The following is a 21,287-nucleotide window of genomic DNA, read 5'->3' on the forward strand; positions in this document are numbered from 1 at the left end:
AGTGGCGGCGAGTGGCGGCGGGTGGCGCTCAGGCGAGTGGCGGCGGGTGGCGCTCAGGCGAGCCGCGGCGAGTGGCGCTCAGGCGAGCCGCGGCGAGTGGCGCTCAGGCGGTCGGCACCCGCAGCAGGCCACCCTCGCTGCGGCAGGTGGCCGCCGCGATCAGCATGGCGTCGGCCAGCAGGGATTGCCAGCCGGCGGCATCCGTGGGCACGCCCCGCGTCAGCATGGTCTGCACCGTCGACGCGAGGGTGGCGTCGCCCGCGCCCATGGTGTCGACCACGGCGCCGGGCAGGGACGTGATCGGCTCGCTCACGAGCAGGCCGTCACGGGTACCCACGGATGCCCCGGCCCGCCCGGCCGTGGCCAGCACGGTCTGCGTTCCGGCCGCCAGCAGCCGCCGGCGCAGGTCGTCGAGCGTGCTGCGGTAGAGCAGTTCGGCGTCTTCGTCGCCGACCTTGGTGAGCAGGCTCCGGGCGGCCATCCGTTCGAAGTTCGCCACGAACAGGTCGGCGTCGGCGAGCATGCCCGCACGCGGGTTCGGGTCGATCACGAGGCGTTGTTCCGGCTCGGAGACGGCGGCGATGAAGGCATCCGTCTGGGCCGTGTCGTCGAACGGGAAGCAGCTCACGACGACCAGGCGCGCCGCGTCGAGGGCCGCGCGCTCGGCCGGGCCGAACTCGATCCGGCGCTTCTTCGCGGCCTCGTTGAACGCATACGTCGGCTCGCCGTCGGTGCGGTCGGAGGTCGCGCGCGAGCTGCCGAACGGGCCGGGGGTGGCGACCAGGGTGACGTCGTGGGAGGCGAGGAAGTCGCGCAGCACCGCGCCGGCGGCGTCGCCCCCGACCATCGCGATCAGGGTGGTGGGCACGCCCAGCACCGCGAGGCCGACCGCCACGTTGAGCGCGGCCCCGCCGGGGAACTCGCGCAGGGACTCCGGGTCGCGCATCTCGTCGATGAGGGCGTCGCCGACAACGACGACGCGGTGGGTCTGTGGCATTCGTTCTCCCGGTGTGTCGCGAGCGCTCGGCTCGTTGACACCACTTTAGGCGCGGCAGGCAGGTGCCGAAAACGTTGCCGGCCGTTTGTCTACCCCTTCCTCCGCAGAGCGACCCGGCCTACACTCATGCACAGGCCGGAGCGTTCCCCGAATGCCGGTCCTTAGTCCCTGATTGCAGGGTCCGGACGAGACCGGACCGAAACGCCCCAGTCGGGGACGGGACATCATCGGGGTGCCCTGTCCCCACCATTCACTGCCCCAAGACGATGGGGTCAGGCGGCGCTTTCCGGTGTGCCACGTACAGTCGGAGCATGGCTTCCGACTCACCGATACCCTGGATCTCAGCCGAGGAGATCTTCGCCCGGGTGGGCTTCGGCGCGGCGGTGCATGCTCTGCAGGCGGCCGTGCGCGACGGGCTCGACCCGGCTTCCGACTTCAGCCGCAGCATCCTGGGCCTGGCCAACGGCCAACTGCTGCTGATGCCGACGCAGTCCGCGGAGTTCGTCGGGGTGAAGGTCGCCACGGTCGCGCCCGGCAACCCGGCCCTCGGCCAGGAGCGCATCCAGGGCGTCTACCTGCTGATGGATGCCGCGAACCTCAGCCCCGTCGCCCTCCTCGACGGCATCGCGCTGACCACGCTGCGCACCCCCGCCGTGTCCGCCGCCGCCGCCGACCTGCTCGCGCCCGACGAGGCCCCGCACCTGGTCGTCTTCGGCTCGGGGCCGCAGGCGTGGGGCCACATCGAGGCGATGCGCGCCATCCGGCGGCTCGAGCGGGTGACCGTGATCGGCCGGCACCCCGGTCGCGCCCAGGCCCTGGCCGACCGGGTTCAGGCCAGCGGGTTGGCCGCCCGCACGGGCACCGCCGACGCCGTGCAGGATGCACAACTGATCGTCTGCGCCACCACCGCCCGCACCCCGCTGTTCGACGGCGACCTGGTGCCCGTCGACTCCTGCACGGTGGCGGTCGGTTCGCACGAGCCCAACGCCCGGGAGCTGCCCTCGGCCCTGATCGGGCGCGCGCAGGTCGTCGTGGAGGACAGCCAGGTGGCACTGCGGGAGGGCGGCGACGTACTGATCCCGATCCGGGACGGCGTGATCGACGCGGAGTCGCTCGTGCCGCTCTGCGCCATCCTGACCGGCGAGGTGACCGTGGACCGTTCGCGCCCCCGCGTCTTCACCAGCTCGGGCATGTCCTGGGAAGACCTGGTCGTCGCCGCGGCGGTTTTCCGCCAGGCACCCCCATCCGCGAGAGCGGGTGAATCGTCGCTCTGAGACGCTCTAACCGACGATTCACCCGCTCTCGCGCACACGGGTGAGCACCGCGGGCGGGGTCGCCGCCGGGCTCAACCGGTGCCGCTGCTCAGTGCGCTGCCCCCAGAAGGTGCCCGCGATGATCAGCCCCGCCCCGAGCACCGCCACCGGACCGAGACTCTCACTGCCGAGGCTCACGCCGACGAGCACCGCCCAGACCGGCTCGGTGCCCATCAGCAGGCTGGCGCGCGCGGCCGAGGTGCGCCGGATCGCCCAGGTCTGCGCCAGGAACGCGAACACGCTGCAGGCCAGGCCGAGGTAGAGCACCCCGAGCCAGGCGGCGGGGCCGAACGCGCCGATCGCCCGCATCGTGCCCGGCGCATCCGCTGCCGAGAACACGACGGCGCCCACGATGGCCTGCACCAGCGTGATCATGAGGGTGCCCGGCCGTTGGCCCGCGACTCCGCCCCGGGTCAGGCGGCCGACCATGGTGACGTGCAGGGCCCGCACGAACGCGGCCGCGAGCATGAGCAGGTCCCCCGGGTTCGGGGCGTGGAATCCGTTGCCGGAGACGAGCAGCGCCACCCCGACGACCGCCAGCACCGCGGCCACGAAGAAGGGCCGCGGCAGCCAGTCGCGCGCCGCCACCGACTCCAGAATCGGCGTGAGGATGATCGTCAGGCTGATGATCAGGCCCGCGTTCGTGGCCGCGGTGACGGCCACCCCGGCCGTCTCCAGCCACAGGATCGACGCCTGTGTGAGCCCGAGCAGCACGCCGACGGCCAGCTCGGCCCTGCTCGGCGGCCGCGGCCGGCTCAGCGCCCAGACGGCGAGAAGCGCGAGCGCGGCCACCAGGAAGCGCAGGGCGAGCACCGCGCCGACGCTCGCCTGCTCGGTCAGCACCTTCGCGGCCAGGTAGCTGCCGCCCCAGACCAAAGCGACCAGCACCAGGACGGCGTCGATGCGGTAGCGCCCGAGCCGCGCAAAAGTGGTCATGGGCCCATGCTCCCGGGCCGCGTCCGTTAAGTCCAGACGGCCCATTCCGCCTCGGCCGGCGCGGCCTGACACTCGGCGGCGGAACCCGCACGTCGGGTTCCGCCACCGCGTCAGAGCACGCTCTTGGGCAGCCGGTGCACCGTCACGGCCCCGACCGCGGTGAACGGATGCAGCGGGTCCGGCGCGACGGAACCCGTGGGTCCGCCGAGGCGCGAGTGACCGACGGCGCTCATGACCGCGTAGGCGTCCCCGGCCTCCCAGCCCTGGTCCTCCACAAGGAAACCGAACATGTCCTCGTAGCCGCGCCTGATGCTCTCCTGCACCGGATCACCGAGCCCCACGAAGATCCACTCCTCCGCGGTCTCCACCCGGGGCGCCCGGAGCGCCAGCCCCTTCACCAGGGCGATGCTGACCACGGCGATCCCCTCGGCCTCGATCGCGACGAAGGAGGACTCCCCCTCCGCCATGATCGCGTGGATGTCCCCGATCGACAGATAGGCGCCCTCCACCATGACCGGCAGGTACACCGTCGAACCCGGGCTGCAGTCCGTGACGTCCATGTTCCCGCCCTGGGGGTAGGACGGCATGATCGTCGAATTCGAGCCCACAGCAGGCGCCGTGCCGATGCAGCCGATCATCGGCAGCGGTTGGAAGACGTGCCGGTCCGTGACGTGCACACCGGCCGCGTCGATGGGAACCCGGCGCGTGAACATGCCTTCGCCCATGACGTTCTGGAGCGCGCCCGATCCCGGCAGGCTGACCGACCAGCCCCAGTCCTTCAACCGGATCTCGTGGATCGTGACCGCGAGGGCATCGCCGGGTTCGGCGCCCTCGACGTAGACCGGACCTGTCACCGGGTTGATCTGCACGGTGAGTCGGGCCATGTCGTGGTGCGCATGCAACTGCTCGTACACCTCGTCACTGGTTTCGAAGCCGATCCGCTCCCCGGTTCCGGGAACGATCCGCAGTGCGGGCTCCCGGTCAGCCGAGAATCCCGGCTGACCATGGCTCTTGTCGAGAAAGTGGTCCACGGTCTACAGCCCCGCTCGTTCGCCGGTCGCGGGAAACGCGAGCGGCTCGGGACCGATTTCGCCCTCGAGCGCGGTCTTGCGTCCCGCGTGCCGAAAGTAGAGGAAAACTCCGACACCGAGCACGAGCCAGACCACGCCGCCGATTTTGGCCAGCGGGCTCGCGTTGAGCAGCACGTAGCCGATGATCAGGAACCCGATGACCGGCACCACCAGGTGCAGCAGGTAGTTCGTCGACTTCTTGCGCACGATGTAGTGCACGATCACCGAGAGGTGCAGCAGCATGAACCCGAAGAGCGCACCGAAGTTGACCAGCGCAGCGATCAGGTCGATCTGGCCCACGAAGAACAGCACAAGGACGGCCGAGAGAGCGGAGACCACGAGGATCGCGTTCCGGGGGACCTGACGACCGCTGATCTCGCTGAGGAACTTGGGGAGCTGACGGTCCCGACTCATCGAGAACAGCAGCCGGGAGGTCGCGGCCTGGGCGGCCATGGCGTTCGCGATACCGATGGCCAGCACGTTGACCACGAAGAACGCTGTCGCCCATCCACTGCTGGAGGCAGCCTCGACCACGGTGAAGAACGCGTTGCCGGCCTCACTGTCGCTGAATGACGCTCGCCCCGCCGAGAGGGCGCTTGCCAGCCAGGTCTGCACGATGAAGAGGAAAGCGACAATGAGCAGAGCCGTGATCATGGCTTTCCCCGCGGAGTTGCGTCCCCCGGTTGATTCCTCGGCCATCGTGGAGATTCCGTCGAAGCCGAGGAAACTCAGCACTGCGATCGAGAGCGCGGAGGCGATGAGCGGGCCGGTCACCGCGCTCGCGTCCCAAAGCGGGAGGATGGTGAATTCAGCGCCAGGGACCGAACCGTTGGTCAGCGCGGTGACGGCGATGATCACAAAGATCACGACGAACACGAGTTCGATCGCGAGGAAGATGCGGTTCATCCGTTTGATGGAGGTGATCCCCAGGAGGTTGATCACGGTGTTGACGGCAACGAAGAGGAGCGCCCACACCCAGCGCGGGGAGTCAGGGAAGATGCCGATCATCGACTCGGCGGCAAACACGTAGAGCAGGGTGGGAACGAGCAGGTAGTCGAGCAGGATGGCCCAGCCGGCGAAGAATCCCGCCGTGGGGTGGATGCCCCGGCCGACGTAGGAGAAGACCGAACCGGCCAGGGGGATCGATTTCGCCATCTGCGCGTAGGCCAGCGCGGTGAAGATCATGGCGATCAGACCGATCAGGTAGACCAGGGGCACCATGCCCTCCGCCGCGTTGTAGACGGTGCCGAAGATGGCCCATGGGGCAATCGGAACCATGAAGATCAGACCGTAGATCAGCAGGTCGGTGGTGGAGACGGAGCGTTTCAGCTGCTGCTTGTAGCCGAAGGACTCAAGCTGTTCCTGCGCGTTGAGCTCGGGCGAACTCGGGGATGCTGTCATCGGGATGCTCTTTCTCTTGGGGATCGGGGGCGGGCGTGAGGGAAAGGTCAGTGTTCGTGCTGCGCCAGGAATGCAGCAATGACGGATCGAAACGTCTCGGGCTGCTCCAGATGGGTGCAGTGGCTGGCTCCGGGAAAGACATGGCTGGTCACTGTGGAGATGCGGTCGAGGAACGGCTGCCAGGTGATCGGGGTTGCCTCGTCGAATTCGCCGGCCACCACAAGCGTCGACGCCTCGATCTGGTCGAGCCGGTCGATGATGTTCCACGTGCGGAGCGTTCCGACCACGTGGAACTCGTTGGGCCCGTTCATGGTGTGGTAGACCGTGGGGTCGGCCTCCATCTGGTCGACGCTGCGCTGGAAGTCATCCGGGACAGGGACGACGCGGCACACGTGTCGCTGGTAGAACTCCTCGGACGCGGCCAGGTAATCGGGGTGCATCAGGGTACCGGCAGCCTCGTGCCGGGTGAGCGTCGCCTGCACATCCTCCGGCAGCAGGGCACGCAGCTCGGCAGCGCCCTCGGACCAGAGGCCCATGGAGGCCGGAGAGTTGCAGATCGACAGGCTGCGCAGACCGTTCGGTCGGCGTGTGGCGATCTCGGCACCGAGCATCCCGCCCCAGGACTGGCCGAGCAGGTGGTAGTCGACCAGCCCCAGGGCGGCGACGAGATTCTCGAACTCGTCGACGAACAGCTGGGGCGTCCAGAAGTCCGCCGACGCGTCGGGCAGGTGAGTGCTCTTGCCGCAGCCGAGCTGGTCGTAGTGGATGACGGTGCGCCCGCTGCTGGCGAGCTCGTCGAGGTTTCGCAGGTAGTCGTGGGCCATTCCCGGGCCGCCGTGCAGCACGACCAGGGGCAGGGCTCCGGCCCGTGGTTCGTCGGGTTCGGTGATGCGAACCCAGGTTTCCCACTCGCCGAACGGCACGGTTCGGGTACTGATGTCAGGCACTGCTCTCCCCCGGGTCACGACCGTCGGTGGACGGTGAGAGATATCATCGCGCAGTAAAGGTCTCGTGACAAGACCATTCTTTGTGTCTTAATATGGTCGTTACACCTCGGACATGCGCACCCACGCGAACGGGGGCCAGTGGGGAGGGAAGGGGCATCTTGGACGAATCACCGCGAGCAGCCACGGTCGGCCGTTCGACTTCCGGTCGCACAACGGGCGCGGACCCCGCTGGGTCCTTGCGCACTCCGCTGGCCGCCGTCTCGCGGGCAGACGAGATCACCGACCGTCTGGTCACGGCCATCGCGATCGGCGAGTACCTTCCCGGCTCACGGCTGCCGTCCGAGCGCGAATTGGCGGCCTCCCTGCGCGTGGGCCGGATGACTGTTCGTGCCGCAATCGCCAGCCTGGTCGGCCAGGGCCTGCTGGAAACCCAGCGCGGGCGCGGCGGTGGATCATTCGTACGCGAGCAGTGGACCTCGTCATCCAAAGCCTCTGTGCACCGCACGCTGTCGGCGCGCTGGGACGTGCTCCGCGACACCTGCGAGGCGGTAAGCCGACTTCAGGGGACGATCGCCCGGGCCGCCGCCGAGAAACGCACCGATGAGGACGTCACGCAGCTGCGGCAGCGCCTGACCGCTTTCCGGGAGGCCGAGTCGGGTCCGCAGTCCCAGCGAGCCGATGAGCTACTGCATATCGCGATCTGCGCGGCCGCCCACAATGAGACCCTCCAGTCCGTCCTCTTCGATCTGGAGTCCCGGGTCAGCATCGCCGCCCCGGCTCACCTGTGGGGCTCAACGACCGGGATGCGTACCATGGAGCTTCGCGCCCTCGCCGACCACGAGAACCTCGTCGACGCGATCTGCGCGCAGCGCCCCGATGACGCCAGCGCGATCGCCCTCAAGCATGCCCGCATCGACCTCGAATTGCTGGAAGACGCTCTGCAGAGGGCCGGCGCCCCCGACGCATGGTCGTCACCCGGCGCCCACCCCGGCTGAACGGTCAGGAATCGACCAGGAGTTCCCACTCCCGCTGCACATCGCGACTGAACCGCAACCGGTCCACCCTTGCAGAGACCTCCCAGATCAGCCACACCGGGACAACCAGGAGCGGCCCGAGGCCTCCGGGGAGCATGGTCAGGCCGATCAGGGCGACGAAACTTGCCAGGAGAACTTTTATCACGAATTCGACCCCCTTGGCCGCTGCCGGTGAAGAATACCTATTTCCACATTCAGGCGCTGGCGCGGGCAGAATGCAACGGCCCCGACCTTGGAAACAGCACAGAAAGTGCTCCCCACGGGCGACGGCGGGGATTGCGGGGCCGGGTAGACCTAGCCCCGGTCGCGGGCCGCGATCCGCTCGAGCTCGGCGCAGATTCCGATGTCCACCACGATCACCCGGCCGGCCAGGCCCGCGGCGGGTTCCCGCACCAGGCCGGCCTTGCAGCCCCCGAACGTCACCGTCACCCTCGCGGGCAGCACCGCGGCATCCGGAACGGCGCCATCGTCCACGCCGATCCCGCTGGGCAGGTCGACCGCCACCACCACGGGCGCCACCCGGGCGCCCAGCACGGGCAGGATGGCCGCCACGACCTCGCGGGCGCGCCCCCGAAGCGCGGAGGAACCGCTCGTGCCGGTGCCGAGGATGCCGTCCAGGATGAGGTCGGATTTGCGCGCCCGCTCCGCCAGCGCGGGCCCCGGTTCCTCCAGCGGAAACAGGCGCGCCCCCGCCGCGAGGGCCGCGGCCAGGCCCGCCACGTGCAGGCGGGGCGCGGTGGGCACGATCGACACCCGAGCGCCCTGTGCCGCGAGCAGCGCTCCCGCGTGGAGGGCGTCACCGCCGTTGTTGCCGGCGCCCGCAAGCACGAGCACACGGGTGCCGGCCACTGCCCCGCGGCGTTCCCCGAGCAGGGTCGCCGCCTCGGCGGCGAGGCCGGCCGCCGCCCGTTCCATCAGGGGCACGCCCGCCTCCAGAAAGGGCGTCTCCGCCTCACGCACCTGGGCCGCGGTATAGGTCTGCACGCCGTCAGAGTACGCCCGGTGTGTTCCGCGGCGCGGCCAAAGTCCGCTACCGTGGCGGCACACGCTGAAACAGATCGAACCGGCCACGGGGCCGCGAGGGGAAAACCATGAGCCGTCCGCCCGCCGTTGCCACCGTCCAGGTTGAGAACGCCCGCATGAAGGTCACCGAGTGGCGTTTTGCACCCGGTTCCGAAACCGGCTCGCACCTGCACACCCTGGACTACCTCGTCGTACCGCAGAGCACCGGCCGACTCCTGATGGAGACCAAGGACGGCGACTCCATCAGCGAACTGGTGGCCGGGGTCTCCTACTTCCGGGAGGCTGGGCGCACGCACAACATGGTCAACCCGGGAACGACCGAGTTCACCTTCGTCGAGATCGAGCTCAAGTAGGACCGCAGGCGAAGCGGTCAGTGGTCACGGGTCAGCGGTCACCGGTCAGCGGATGAGACGGGTCGCCGGCTGAGACCGGTCGCCGCCGGCACGCGGCGCCCGTCGAGCCAACTGCCCAGTTCGTCGGCGGGAACCGGCCGACATATGTGGAAGCCCTGGGCCTGGTCGCAGCCGTAGCCGGTCAGTTGGTCGTAGGCGACGGTGTCCTCCACGCCTTCGGCCACCATCCTGAGCCCCAGGCTGTGGGCAAGGTCGACGATGGAACGCACCAACGCGGCGGCGCGCGGATCGTCCGCCATGGGAAAGACGAAGGACCGGTCCAGCTTGAGTTCGTCGATCGGGAGCTCCCGCAGGTACGCCAGCGAACTGTACCCGGTGCCGAAATCGTCGACGGACACCCGGATACCGCTCGTCCTCAACCGGGTCAGGATGTCCCGGGCCCGGTCCCGGTCGTCCATCAGGAATTCTTCCGTGATTTCCACCATCAGGGCGCTGGGGGCAGTCCGCGCGCCGCGACCATGGCCCCGATCCGTTCGGGCAGGTCCGAATCGACCAGGGAGCTGGCGGACAGGTTGACCGCGACCGTGAGCATCCGGCCCTGCGCCTGCCAGATCGCCGCCTGGTCCAGCGCCAGGCTGAGCACGACGTCGGTCATCTCGTGCATCAACCCGGATTCCTCGACGATGGCCAGGAACGCATCCGGATACAGCAGCCCACGGCCGGGGTGATTCCAGCGAACGGGGGCCTCGACGCCCTGGACCCGCCCCGTGGCCAGCTCGATCTTGGGCTGGTAGTGCAGCACCAGCTGGCCCTCGGCGAGCGCCGCGCGCAGCTCCTGCAGGGTACGCAGCCGGTCATCGCCACCGACGTCGTCGAAAAGAAGCGCGAATTCATCGCCACCCAACCGGGCCAGGAGGTCGCCGCTGCGCGCCTGCCGGGACAATCGGGCCGCGACCTGGATCAGCAGCAGATCTCCGACGTCATGACCGAGGCTGTCGTTGACTTCCTTGAACCGGTCCAGGTCCAGCAGCAACAGCGCATTGCGGCCGCCCTGCCGTGCCCCCAGGCGAAGGGGAACATCGGAATGCAGGGCCCGTCGGTTCGGCAGGCCGGTGAGATCGTCGGTCCTGGCCAGGCCGCGCAGGTCCGCCATCCTCCACAGCTGCCGGAACGCCAGCTGGGTGCGCACCGCCGCCAGGACCAGGGTTGCCCCGGCCAGGACCACCGCGGGTTCCGACACCGGCGTTCGACTCGACGCGAGGAGGATCCCGAGTCCCACCACCGTCGCCGCCGCGGGTACCGCCAGCGCCCACCTGCCGTCACGGGCAGGCGGGCCGTCCCGCCGGGGGCGCACCGACAGGTCGACCCAGGCCGCGATCATTGTGATGCCCAAGGCCCACTCCGCGTCCAGCTGCGTGCCGATCACGTAGCCGCCGGTGAGGTCCATCAGAGCAACCCAGACGTCTGCGGCGGCAAAGACCGCGAGACCTCCAACCAGCAGGATCCAGCCCCGGCCGAGCTGCAGGGCGGGCGCCGCCGCGATGCCGGCGATCGCTGCGATCAGGAGCAGGTCGAACGCCGGGTAGGACACCGCCACGGCCGTCGCCAGCGACGGAGGACCCTCCAGGGCCGGTTCCAGGACGGGGTCGAGCACCACGGCCAGGAAGGCGGCCGCTCCCAGAAAGCCCACCGCGCTGTCCAGCAGAATCGGCCCCGGCAGGCCCCGGAGTTGACGTCGCACGAGCGCGGCCAGGGCGGCCAGCATCGTCGCGTAGAACAACAGGTAGGCCACGTCGGCCGGGGACGTGGTCGGCTCCTGCCCGGCGCTCGCGGTCAGGAGCACGTAATACGTGTCGCCGACCGCCATCAAGGAAACGCCGAGTGCCGCCCACAGCACGTGATCGCCGGCGAACCGGGTGCGGAACACGCCCACCCAGCACACTCCGGCGGCCAGCCAACTCGTCGACAGGGCCAGCCCGATGTCCACCACGGGGTTGAAACCGCTCCGCGGCAGCGCCAGGCCGATGACGTAGGCGCCCAAGGCCAGCCACATGATCCACACCGGCCACCGCGGCCCCGTGCCCCACCGCGCCCGGCAGGGCCCCCACGTCGATTCGGCTGCATCGCCGCCCCCGGCGTCCGTTAGGTTCACGTTAGCGGACCCGGAACCCGCTCGCCCCCGAGGGGTGCCCCCAGAACAGGCGGCACCCGGGGGAACGCGGCTATCGCTCCCCCCGGCTCGTTCGCATCCGCCTCCCATCCTGAACGGGCATGCTGTAATCCGGATCTCCTGCCGACCGGCAGGCTACGCCGGGCGAGCGCGAGTCCACGACCCGGCGGCACGCGGCGCAGGGTCCCGGTGTTGGACAGGAGATTTGAGACGGTGGACGGCGCACGGGGAATCACCATTCCGAAACTGACCCTGGCAGCGGAGCGGAGCCGCCCGGCTCCCCCGCGGCCCTTCCTCCAGCGCGGCCGGCGCTTCGCCGAGCTCGTGCGCATCGCGCGAAAGAACGGACTGCTCCCGATCCGGCGGCTGGACTTCGGGACCGAGCCGAGCGGGGCATCCGTTCGCAGCGTGCAGGCCGAGGGCCTGCGGGCAGCGCTGGAGGAAGCCGGCGGAGCCTTCGTGAAGATGGGCCAGCTGCTCTCCACCCGATCCGATTTCCTGCCCGCGGAATTCGTCGCCGCACTCTCCCAACTGCAGAAGAGCGTAAAACCGGCGCCCTGGGCCGAGGTACAGCGGATGCTCGAGGAAGAGTTCGCCGCCCCCCTGGCCAGCGTCTTCGCCGAGTTCGATCCCGAACCCATCGCCGCGGCATCCATCGGGCAGGTGCACCGGGCCACGCTGAAGAACGGTACCGTCGTGGCCGTGAAGGTGCAGCGCCCCGGAATCGTGCCGGAGCTGCGACGCGACGTCGCCATCGCCCTGCGGGTGACGAACGTGCTGAGCCTGACGTCGCCGCAGGCCCGGAGCCTCGGGATCAAGGCCGTCGCTGAGGACTATGCGTCAGACCTGGTGCGCCAGCTGGACTTCCGGCTGGAGGCCCGCAACCTGTCGGCCATGCGCGCACTCCAGCTGAGAGGGCCCCGGCCCGGCGAGCTGCGTCTGCCCGAGCTGTTCGAAAGCCTCTCCAACGACCGCGTGCTGGTGATGGAATACCTCGTCGGGGACACCTTCAGCGAGCTGAACGAGAGGGTCGGAGCACCCCGGGCCGAGCTGGGCGCCGCCATGCGCGTCGTGCTGAGCGCCTTCGTGCGCCAGATCGTGTTCGACGGCGTCTTCCACGCGGACCTGCACCCGGGCAACATCATGCTGCTCGCGGACGGAACTCCCGCGCTGGTCGATTTCGGCTCGGTTGGCCGGCTCGACCTGCAACTGCGGGAGACGATTCAGGAGCTGGTGATCGCCTACCTGCAGTCGGACACCCAGCTCATCGCCGACGGGCTGCTGTCCCTCGCGCCCCTGCGCGAGGGGGCGGATGAGAAGGCCTTCCGGCGGGAGCTGAGCGCGTTCATCACCTTCGACCTCGGCCCGGGTGCGCGCGTCAGCGTGCTCACCGTGGATGTCCTGGTCGCCATCCTCACCCGATACGGGGTGGGCATCCCGGCCGAGTTCGTGGCGGCGGCGCGGGCATTCGCCGTGCTCGAAGGCACCCTGCGATCCACCCTGCCCGAGTTCGACCTGCTCGAGGAATCCCGGATGCTGGCCAATGTGCAGATCCGGGACCAGCTGGCGCCGGCCAATGTGCGCGAGCTGCTGACCACCGAGCTGCTGGCCCTGCTCCCGAGCGTGCGGCGCCTCCCACGGCGGTTCGACCAGATCGGGCTCGCCCTGGAGAGCGGCCAGCTGAACGTCAACGTGCGGCTGCTCGCGGACAAGAGCGACCGGCGCCTGCTCAGGGGCCTGGTCAGGCAGAGCCTGCTCGCACTGGTCGGAGCCGCGGCCGGGGTGATGTCGCTCCTCTACCTGACCGCCCCGGCGCCGGCGGATCCCCGGGTCATCAGCACCGTGACGGCCGGGTTCACCCTGGGCGCCGGATCCGTGGTTCTGCTGGTCTCGGCTGTCGTCGACTCGCTGGTGACCCGCAGTCGCGACTAACCAGGGTCCGGGGCGACAACGAAAGAAGGCCCCGCCTGAGGCGGGACCTTCTTCGTATGTTCTGGTAGCGGGAGCGGGAATTGAACCCGCGACACCACGATTATGAGCCGTGTGCTCTAACCAACTGAGCTACCCCGCCACGACCTGTCGGCTGCAAGAGCTTCCAAGCCAGAGCCCCCTGTGGGAATCGGACCCACTACCTCTTCCTTACCAAGGAAGTGCTCTACCAATGAGCTAAGGGGGCAAAGCCATCCACGAGGGAAAACTAAGCCAAATTTCGGCAACCGGTAAATATTATCACCAAGTTGGCCTCCCCGCTGACCGCGGTCACCTCTTGGGCGCCCGGGCGCCCGGCAGCGCCCAGGCCGTGAAGCTCGGCCCGTCCGCGGTGAGACGGATGCCCCCGGTCTCCTCGGTGAGTTCGGCCGCTCCCAGGAGGCGGGTCGCCGCCCCCGCCACCGCACCCTCCGGCAGGGTCACCTCGCAGGCGGAGCGGGCGGCCATCAGCAGCACCGATTCCTCTTCCGCCTCCCGCACGTAGACGAGCACGTCCGCGCCCACGTGCAGCCACCGCATCCCGCCGCCGTTCAGGGCCGGGTGGCCCGTGCGCAGGCGGATCAGCTCCGCGTACAGGTCGATGGTCGCGGCGACGTCGGGTTCCGCGGCGGTGTCCCAGGGCATCGGGGTGCGCGAGTGCTCCCCGTCCTCGCCGACCAGGCCGAACTCGTCGCCGGCGAAGACCACCGGCAGGCCGGGCAGGGTGGCGCTCAGCCCGAAGGCCACGGGCACTCCCCCGTCGATCGCGTGGGTGCGGAACCTAGGCGTGTCGTGGGTGTCGAGGGCGTTCATCGTGGACAGGCGGGTGCGCCACGGGTAGCCGGCCGTGAACCGGGTGTGGGCTTCGACGAACTGCCGCCCGTCGCTCTGCGGGATGGTGCCGTAGGGCAGCCCGAAGTACGGGGAGGGACTGTCCGGTTTGGAGAGCCAGCTCCAGACCGGGCGGGTGAACGTCGTGTAGGTCATCGCACCGTGCCAGGCGTCGCCCTGGAAGTCGCCCGAGGCGTCGTTGGTCGATTCGGCGAGCAGGATCGTGTCGGGGTTGGCCTCGATCATGGTGCGACGGATGGTCTGCCTCACCTCCGCGTTCAGGTCCTCGCCCCCGAGGCGGCCGGTCATGTTCGCCACGTCGATCCGCCAGCCGTCCAGGTTGTACGGCTTTCGCAGCCACTTGCCGACCACCGAGTCGGGGCCCTCGATGAAGCGGGTGCGCAGCTCCACGGAGTTCCAGTTGAACTTCGGCAGTGCGGGCACACCCAGCCAGGCTTCGTAGTCGTCCTGCTGCTCGTCCAGCCAGTAGTAGAAGGCGCTCTCGGCGGCACCCGGAGTGCGGTGCGCGGCGCGGAACCACTCGTGCCGGTTTCCGGAGTGGTTCGACGTGAGGTCGCCGATGATCTTGAAGCCGCGCTCGTGCGCGGCACCGACCAGCCGCACCAGGGCCTCGTCGCCACCGAGCAGCGGGTCGACCTCGTGGAAGCTGGACGCGTCGTACCGGTGGTTGGAGCCGCCGGGGAAGACGGGCGTCAGGTAGAGCAGGGTGACGCCGAGCCGTTCCAAATGGTCGAGGTGGGCGATGACGCCGTCGAGGTCTCCCCCGTAGAACTGGTGCGAACGGCCCGGCGGCAGTTGCTCGACCTCGTCCTCCCACGCCGCGGGCAGACCCCACGCGGGCGCCTGCCGCAGGTCCGCGGCCGGCGAACGGCCGAAGCGGTCGGGGAAGATCTGGTAGATCACGCTGGACGAGGCCCAGTCCGGTGCGGCCGGGTGGCTGACGAGTTTGAAGTCCGCCGAGTCGAGCGTCTCGATGTCGTGCACCCCGGCGGCGTTCAGCCACCAGTGGCTCCCGTCGTCCAGGGTGATCAGGAACCGGTAACCGGTGACCGGGTTGTCGACCGCCACGCCCGCCTCCCACCACTGCCAGCCGCCCTGCGCGCCGAGGAGCGTGGCCGCGCCGAAACGCGGCTCCTGGTCGGGAGTGGACCGGACATGCACGGATGCGACCACCCCGAAGGACTCCGGCACGCGCACCCGCACCCGCACCCTGTCCCCGGGGGCGGGCGACAGGTCGGACACGTACAGCGGGGAGCCGTCGTGGTGCGGGAGTTGGTGCGGCTGTGCGTGGGACCGGTCAAGCGTGGAGAGCATGGTTCCTTACTTCACCGATCCGGCGGTCAGCCCGCCGACGATGTACTTCTGCAGCCAGAGGAACAGGGCCATCACGGGCAGCGCCGCGAGCACGGCCCCGGCCGCGAAGACGGAGTAGTTGCTGGAGAACTCCTGGGAGACGAACTGGTACAGGCCGACCGCGAGGGTCTGCTTCTCCGGCGTGATCAGCACGATGCTGGCGATCACGAATTCGTTGGTCGTTCCCACGAAGGAGAGCAGCCCCACGACGGCGAGGATCGGCGCGACCAGCCGCAGGATGATGGTGAAGAAGATCCGGGCGTGGCCGGCTCCGTCGATCTTGGCGGCCTCGTCGATGGACGCCGGGATGGTGTTGAAGAAGCCGTACATCAGGTAGGTGTTCACGCCGAGGGCGCCGCCCAGGTAGACCATGATCAGGCCGATCTGGGAGTCCAGACCGATCATCGGGAAGATGTCGGAGATGCCATTGAGCAGCAGGAAGATGGCCACGACCGCGAGCAGCTGCGGGAACATCTGCACCAGGACGAGCATCAGCAACCCGGCCCGGCGGCCGGCGAAACGCATCCGTGAAAAGGAATACGCCGCGAGTGCCCCGAGGAACACCGTGCAGACGGAGGTGATGGTGCCGATGAGCAGCGTGTTGCCGTACCAGGCCGCGTAGGGCTGCTGGGGCAGGTCGAACAGGGTCTGGTAGCTGCCCAGGTTCACCTCGCTGAACAGGCCGTTGGCCGTGATCAGCGTGCCGCCCGGATGCAGCGACGCGGAGAGCACATAGAGCAGGGGGAAGGAGCAGAAGACGAGCATGACCACACCGATCAGGTGCCGCCAGCCAGTGTCGAGGAACCACCGCCGGAAACTGAACGGTCGTTTCGTCGGGATGTACAGGTCGCTGGTTTCGGGGGCTGCAATCCGCATGTCAGTTCAACTCCTCTAGCGCCTTGGTCTGTTTGAAGCTGATGATCGACACGAGGGCGACCAGGAGGAAGATGATGATCGAGAACGCGCTGGCGAGCCCGTAGTCGCGGCTCGCCCCCACGAACGCCACCTTGTAGACCATGGAGATCAGGATGTCGGTGGCACCCACGTTCACCCCGGCCGTGACGTCCCTGGGCCCGCCGTTGGTGAGCATGTAGATCAGGTTGAAGTTGTTGAAGTTGAACGCGAAGGACGAGATCAGCAGCGGGGCGACGGACACCAGCAGCAGGGGCAGCTTGATCAGGCGGAACACCTGGCCGGGCCGGGCGCCGTCCACGGTAGCGGCCTCCTGGATCTCCTCCGGAATCGATTGCAGCGTTCCCGTGCAGACCAGGAACATGTAGGGGAACCCGAGCCACAGGTTGACGAAGATGATGCTGAATTTCGCCAGCCACTCGTTGGTCAGCCAGGGGATCTCGGCCCCGCCGAACAGCACCTGGTTGACGAAGCCGAACTGGGGGTTGAGCATGCCGGCCCAGACCAGCGCGGAGAGGAAGGCGGGGAACGCGTACGGCAGGATCAGCACGACACGGTAGAAATTGCGGCCGCGCATCTTCATGTTGTTGAACACGATGGCCAGGAACAGGCCCAGCCCGAACGTGGTCAGCACCGAGAGCAGGGCGAACGCGAAGGTCCAGATGGTCACGCTGATCAGCGGGCCGCGAATCGACTCGGAGCCGAAGGCCTTGGCGAAGTTCGCCAGGCCGACCTCGACCTTCCAGCCGGGCAGCAGCTCGGTGCCGTCCGCGGCGACGAATGAACCGGTCTTGCCGTTGTCGACGTAGACGGTGCTGGTCGTCGTGTTCGTCATGGTGCCGGCCGCTTCGTCGTAGACGAGGTCGGACAGGTACAGGTAGGCGCTGGAGCCGTCCGGCGTGCGGAGGGTGCCGTCGTTGGGGTCGTCGGAGAGCGGCACGGAGATGGCCGCGATGGCCTCCTGGTTGCTGACGATGTCGTTGAACTTGAGCGGCGTGTAGCCGGAGAGCCCGACGGCCTTGCCCGCGTCGTCGACCTCCGCGTTCGTGACGGGGGTGAGCGGGACATCCGTGCTGCCCACGCTGACCGTGCCGTCGGGGTCGGTGACCAGGAAGCTGAACGTGCCGAGCTTCTCGAGCACGGTCAGGTCGTAGGTGGGCGAGTCGGGCACGCGCTGCTGGGACGAGACGATCAGGGAGGTGATCGCGTCCTGCTTGGTGCTGTTGTGGCCGGTGCCGTAGTTGGTGAAGGCGATGTAGCCGGAGTAGCCGACGACGAAGATCTGGAAGATCAGGAGGAAGATCAGGCCGGGAGCGAGGTACTTGGCCGGCAGCTTGTACCGGCTGAAGTAGATCCAGTTCACGACGGCGGTAACGACCAGGACGGCGCCGAAGACGACCCAGTCCTGCTTGAGGAAGAGCACCATCAGGGCGTAGACGCCGATCGCGTCCACGATGGAGAGCAGGGCGATCTTGACCAGAAGCGTTTTCACGCCCACGGATGCCGCCTCGGCGACCCTGGCCGCACGCTTCGAACGCGACGTCTGAACGACGGGTGACTCGCCCGGCCCGTCGCCCCGTGGGGTGACCGGCGCTTCGCCCTGCTCGGTGCCTGTGGTGGTCATCTTCGTCCGCTTTCTGCCGTGCCTAAGCTGCGTGGTAATGCGTGGTAATGCGTGGTAATGCGTGGTGATGCGTGGTGATGCGTGCGGTGCGTGCGGTGCGTGGTGCTGCCCGATGCCGGGCCGGGCAGCCCCGGGGACTGCCCCGGCCTCAGGGAGAGAGGCCGGGGCGGTCCTTCAGGACTGCGTGGTGGAGCTGCTGCGTGGTGGAGCGACTACTTGATGGCGGCCTGGATGTCGGCCGTCATCTTCTGCCAGAGCTGCGTGGGGTCGCCGGCGCCGGTGATGATCGCGGCCTCGGTGACGCCCCAGAACTGCCAGACCTTGCCCATCTGCGGGATGCTGGGCATGGGAACGGCCTCGGCCGCTACCGCGCCGAATCCGGCGGTGATCGGGTCGGAGCTGGCCGCCTCGAACGCGGAGGTCAGTGCCGGTGCGCGGCCGCCGACCTTGTACAGCTCGGTCTGGACCTTCTCGGAACCGATGTAGTTCACCAGGAACTCGTTCGCCGCGAGGGCGTTCTTGGACTTGGCGCTGACGACGAAGCCCTGCACGCCGACGAACGGCTGCGCGGGCGAGCCACCGGCGGACGGGATCGGGTCGACGGCCACGTCAATGCCGGCCTTCTGGGCGTCCGGCACGTTCCACGGGCCGGTGATCAGGAACGGTGAGGCTCCGGAGTTGAACTTCTCCTTGGCGATGTCGCCGGTGACGTTCACGCTCAGGTGACCTGCTGCTCCTTCTTTCGCCAGCCAGGCCGCGTAGGCCTCGCCGCCGGCGTTGCCGATGGAGAGGTCGTCGGGGTTGTAGCTGCCGTCGGCGTTGGTGCCGAAGACGGGTGCGCCGAAGGACGTCTGGAACGGGTACAGGTGGTACGGGTCGGACTCCGGCCCGACCTGCACGAGGAAGGGGAATTCCGTTCCGGCTGCTGTGCCGGCGGCGATCATGTCGTCGTAGGTGGCCGGCGCGGTGGGCGCGAGGGCCGTGTTGCGCAGGAGCGCGATGTTCTCGATCGAGTACGGCACGCCGTAGGTCTTGCCCTCGACGCTCATGGCCGTGACGGCAACCTTCTGGTAGTCGCCGACGGTGTCGCCGAGTTCGACCGGTTGCACGACGCCGTTGCTGACGAAGTTGCCCAGCCAGTCGTGTGCGGCGATCGTGATGTCGGGGCCCTTGCCGGTCGGAACCTGGGCGATGAACGCCTCCTGGATCTTTCCGAAGTCCTTCTGGACGAGCTTGACCTTGACGCCGGATTCCTTCGTGAATGCGGCTGCCGCATCCTTGAGGACGGCGGCGCGGTCCGCGTCGACCCAGACGGTCAGGGTGCTGGAAGCGGCATCGGACTTGGAGCTTCCGGAGGTTGAACCTCCGGCGCAGCCGGCCAGGGCCAGGGACGCGGCGACCGCGACTGCACCAGCAGCGAGGAGGCCTTTCTTATTCACCATCATTGGTGTGCCTTTCGTAAGGACATTGACAATTGTGCAAGCGTTTACATTTATATCTTCTCGTAGGTCGGTTGGCAATTCACGAGGAAAAAGTGGGGAAATCTTTGTAGAGTTCGTTTAAATGAGATGTCATGCAAACGCTTTCACCCTGTGGAAAATGCCGTAATGTTTTCCCCATGACAGGCACAGAATGGTGGCGTACCGCCGTTATCTACCAGATTTATCCCCGATCCTTTGCGGACGCCAACGGCGACGGGATGGGCGACCTCGCCGGCATCACCGGGCGTCTACCGGCCCTGCGCGACCTCGGAATCGACGCGATCTGGCTGTCACCGTTCTACACGTCCCCGCAGCGCGACGCCGGGTATGACGTCGCCGACTACTGCGACGTCGACCCTCTGTTCGGCACTCTCGACGACTTCGACATCCTGCAGCGCACCGCGCATGATCTGGGCATCCGTGTCATCGTCGATCTCGTTCCCAACCACTCTTCGAGCGCGCACCCCTGGTTCCAGGCCGCCCTGGCCTCCCCGGAGGGCAGCGACGAGCGTGCGCACTACATCTTCCGCGACGGTTCCGGCGAGAACGGCGAGCTGCCCCCGAACAACTGGGACTCCGTCTTCGGCGGCAAGGCCTGGACTCGCATCACCAACCCCGACGGCACGCCCGGCCAGTGGTACCTGCACCTCTTCGACACCACCCAGCCCGACTTCGACTGGGACAACCCGTGGGTGCGCGCGCAGTTCCGCGACGTGCTGCGGTTCTGGCTCGACCGGGGCGCCGACGGGTTCCGGGTGGATGTCGCGCACGGCATGATCAAGGAAGCCGGCCTCCCCGACTACACCCCCGTCGAGGGCGGCAGCATGGGCGGCGCGACGGTGCTCGACCTCGGCAGCATCCCCGGCGCAGCCCCGACCGCCCCCTACTGGGCCCAGGACGGCGTGCACGAGATCTATCGCGACTGGCGCCTCATCCTGGACGAATACCCGGGCGACCGCATCCTCGCGGCCGAGGCCTGGGTCGACCCGCTCAGCCACGTCGCCGAGTGGGTGCGCCCCGACGAGATGCACCAGGCCTTCAACTTCGCCTACCTCGAGACCCCGTGGAACGGCGTCGCCCTCCGGCGCGTCATCGACGACTCCCTGGCCGCGTTCGGCGAGGTCGGAGCCCCCAGCACCTGGGTGCTCTCCAACCACGACGTCGTGCGGCACGCCTCCCGGCTCGCCCTCAACCACGAGAGCCTGCAGGGGCACGGCATCGGGCCGAAGACGCCCGATCTCCCCGACCTCGTGGTCGGCCTGCACCGCGCCCGCGCCGCCTCGGCGCTGATGCTCGCGCTGCCCGGTTCCAGCTACCTCTACCAGGGCGAGGAACTCGGCCTGCACGAGGTCATCGACCTGCCGGACTCCGCGCGCGAGGACCCGACCTGGTTCCGCACCAACGGGGAGCGCTACGGCCGAGACGGATGCCGCGTGCCGATCCCCTGGGAAGCAGCCGCCCCCTCCTACGGCTTCGGCCCCTCGGCGCGCAGCTGGCTGCCGCAGCCGGCCTCGTGGGCCGGGCTGGCCCGCGACGCTCAGGTCGGCGTGGCCGATTCCACCCTCGAGCTGTACACGCTCGCACTGCGCCTCCGCCGCGAGCTCCGGCTCGGACTCGGTTCGGTGCGCTGGCTGGCCGGGCACGGTGACGAGATCGTGGCGTTCACCAACGGAACGGTGACGGTGCTCGCGAACACGGGCGCCGCATCCGCCCCGCTGCCGGTCGGCGAAGTGCTGCTGGCCAGCGGCCCGCTCACGGGCGGCAAGCTGCCCGGCGACACCACGGTCTGGCTGCGCGCCTAGGACCTGCCGCCCGCCGGGCTGCCCGCACGCCCGGCCGCGCGCCCGGCCCGC

The 21,287-nt window shown here is 68.7% G+C and carries 16 protein-coding genes, 2 tRNA genes and 1 pseudogene; 5 read left to right on the forward strand and 14 right to left on the reverse strand.

Translation table 11 applies throughout. The annotated features are described in order from the left end of the window. Positions 1–103: 103 nt before the first annotated feature. Positions 104–997 (reverse strand): carbohydrate kinase family protein, encoded by an 894-nt coding sequence (locus E3T37_RS07540; protein WP_134366191.1) that lies wholly within the window; start codon positions 995–997, stop codon positions 104–106. 311 nt (positions 998–1,308) lie between these two features. Between E3T37_RS07540 and E3T37_RS07545 the strand changes: the two genes are divergently transcribed. Continuing rightward, positions 1,309–2,271 carry an ornithine cyclodeaminase family protein gene (locus E3T37_RS07545; protein WP_134366192.1) on the forward strand — a complete coding sequence of 321 codons (963 nt, stop codon included), beginning with the start codon at positions 1,309–1,311 and terminating at the stop codon, positions 2,269–2,271. An 18-nt stretch (positions 2,272–2,289) separates the two neighbouring features. Here the strand turns inward: E3T37_RS07545 and E3T37_RS07550 are convergent, their stop codons facing one another. From E3T37_RS07550 to E3T37_RS07565, 4 genes are all read right to left on the reverse strand, one after another. Continuing rightward, a complete protein-coding gene (locus tag E3T37_RS07550) occupies positions 2,290–3,246 on the reverse strand; it encodes a DMT family transporter (RefSeq protein ID WP_134366193.1) in 957 nt (318 codons plus the stop codon). Positions 3,247–3,356: 110 nt separating this feature from the next. Further along, on the reverse strand, positions 3,357–4,277 hold the full coding sequence (locus tag E3T37_RS07555; RefSeq protein WP_134366194.1) for an acetamidase/formamidase family protein: 921 nt from the start codon (positions 4,275–4,277) through the stop codon (positions 3,357–3,359). A gap of 3 nt (positions 4,278–4,280) precedes the next feature. Beyond that, positions 4,281–5,717, reverse strand: coding sequence for an APC family permease (locus E3T37_RS07560; protein WP_134366195.1), 1,437 nt, complete (start codon positions 5,715–5,717; stop codon positions 4,281–4,283). 47 nt (positions 5,718–5,764) lie between these two features. After that, positions 5,765–6,664, reverse strand: coding sequence for a proline iminopeptidase-family hydrolase (locus E3T37_RS07565; RefSeq protein WP_198416003.1), 900 nt, complete (start codon positions 6,662–6,664; stop codon positions 5,765–5,767). Between the two features lie 236 nt (positions 6,665–6,900). Between E3T37_RS07565 and E3T37_RS07570 the strand changes: the two genes are divergently transcribed. Continuing rightward, a complete protein-coding gene (locus E3T37_RS07570) occupies positions 6,901–7,659 on the forward strand; it encodes a FadR/GntR family transcriptional regulator (protein WP_241976031.1) in 759 nt (252 codons plus the stop codon). Between the two features lie 4 nt (positions 7,660–7,663). On the opposite strand, the gene E3T37_RS07575 is transcribed toward E3T37_RS07570, so the two are convergent. Continuing rightward, a complete protein-coding gene (locus E3T37_RS07575; protein WP_134366198.1) occupies positions 7,664–7,843 on the reverse strand; it encodes a hypothetical protein in 180 nt (59 codons plus the stop codon). 149 nt (positions 7,844–7,992) lie between these two features. Continuing rightward, the gene (locus E3T37_RS07580) at positions 7,993–8,682 is read right to left on the reverse strand and encodes an NAD(P)H-hydrate epimerase (RefSeq protein ID WP_241976026.1); all 690 of its coding nucleotides are present in this window, start codon (positions 8,680–8,682) and stop codon (positions 7,993–7,995) included. Between the two features lie 107 nt (positions 8,683–8,789). On the opposite strand from E3T37_RS07580, the gene E3T37_RS07585 reads away from it, so the two are divergent. Beyond that, on the forward strand, positions 8,790–9,074 hold the full coding sequence (locus E3T37_RS07585) for a cupin domain-containing protein (RefSeq protein ID WP_134366199.1): 285 nt from the start codon (positions 8,790–8,792) through the stop codon (positions 9,072–9,074). A gap of 38 nt (positions 9,075–9,112) precedes the next feature. Here E3T37_RS07585 and E3T37_RS07595 read toward each other — a convergent pair. Beyond that, positions 9,113–11,334, reverse strand: a pseudogene (locus tag E3T37_RS07595) (putative bifunctional diguanylate cyclase/phosphodiesterase). 123 nt (positions 11,335–11,457) lie between these two features. Between E3T37_RS07595 and E3T37_RS07600 the strand changes: the two are divergent. Then, positions 11,458–13,176 (forward strand): AarF/ABC1/UbiB kinase family protein, encoded by a 1,719-nt coding sequence (locus E3T37_RS07600; protein ID WP_134366202.1) that lies wholly within the window; start codon positions 11,458–11,460, stop codon positions 13,174–13,176. A gap of 62 nt (positions 13,177–13,238) precedes the next feature. Here the strand turns inward: E3T37_RS07600 and E3T37_RS07605 are convergent. The 6 genes from E3T37_RS07605 to E3T37_RS07630 form a co-directional block, all read right to left on the reverse strand. Continuing rightward, positions 13,239–13,315 (reverse strand) — tRNA-Met (locus E3T37_RS07605). Positions 13,316–13,348: 33 nt separating this feature from the next. Continuing rightward, positions 13,349–13,420, reverse strand: a tRNA-Thr gene (locus tag E3T37_RS07610). An 83-nt stretch (positions 13,421–13,503) separates the two neighbouring features. Continuing rightward, positions 13,504–15,378: a glycoside hydrolase family 13 protein gene (locus tag E3T37_RS07615; protein ID WP_134366203.1), complete on the reverse strand. Its 1,875-nt coding sequence runs from the start codon at positions 15,376–15,378 to the stop codon at positions 13,504–13,506. A 6-nt stretch (positions 15,379–15,384) separates the two neighbouring features. Next, entirely contained in the window at positions 15,385–16,293 is a 909-nt protein-coding gene (locus E3T37_RS07620) for a sugar ABC transporter permease (RefSeq protein WP_134366204.1), read from the reverse strand. Between the two features lies 1 nt (position 16,294). Continuing rightward, positions 16,295–17,953, reverse strand: a complete 1,659-nt coding sequence (locus E3T37_RS07625) for an ABC transporter permease subunit (protein ID WP_134366205.1) — start codon at positions 17,951–17,953, stop codon at positions 16,295–16,297. A gap of 212 nt (positions 17,954–18,165) precedes the next feature. Then, positions 18,166–19,398, reverse strand: a complete 1,233-nt coding sequence (locus E3T37_RS07630; protein ID WP_134366206.1) for a maltose ABC transporter substrate-binding protein — start codon at positions 19,396–19,398, stop codon at positions 18,166–18,168. Between the two features lie 173 nt (positions 19,399–19,571). Here E3T37_RS07630 and E3T37_RS07635 point away from each other — a divergent pair, with 173 nt between their 5' ends. After that, positions 19,572–21,236, forward strand: a complete 1,665-nt coding sequence (locus tag E3T37_RS07635; protein ID WP_241976021.1) for a glycoside hydrolase family 13 protein — start codon at positions 19,572–19,574, stop codon at positions 21,234–21,236. Positions 21,237–21,287: the final 51 nt, after the last annotated feature.

It is taken from the genome of Cryobacterium sp. TMT2-10, from assembly GCF_004403075.1.
Lineage (GTDB): Bacteria > Actinomycetota > Actinomycetes > Actinomycetales > Microbacteriaceae > Cryobacterium > Cryobacterium shii.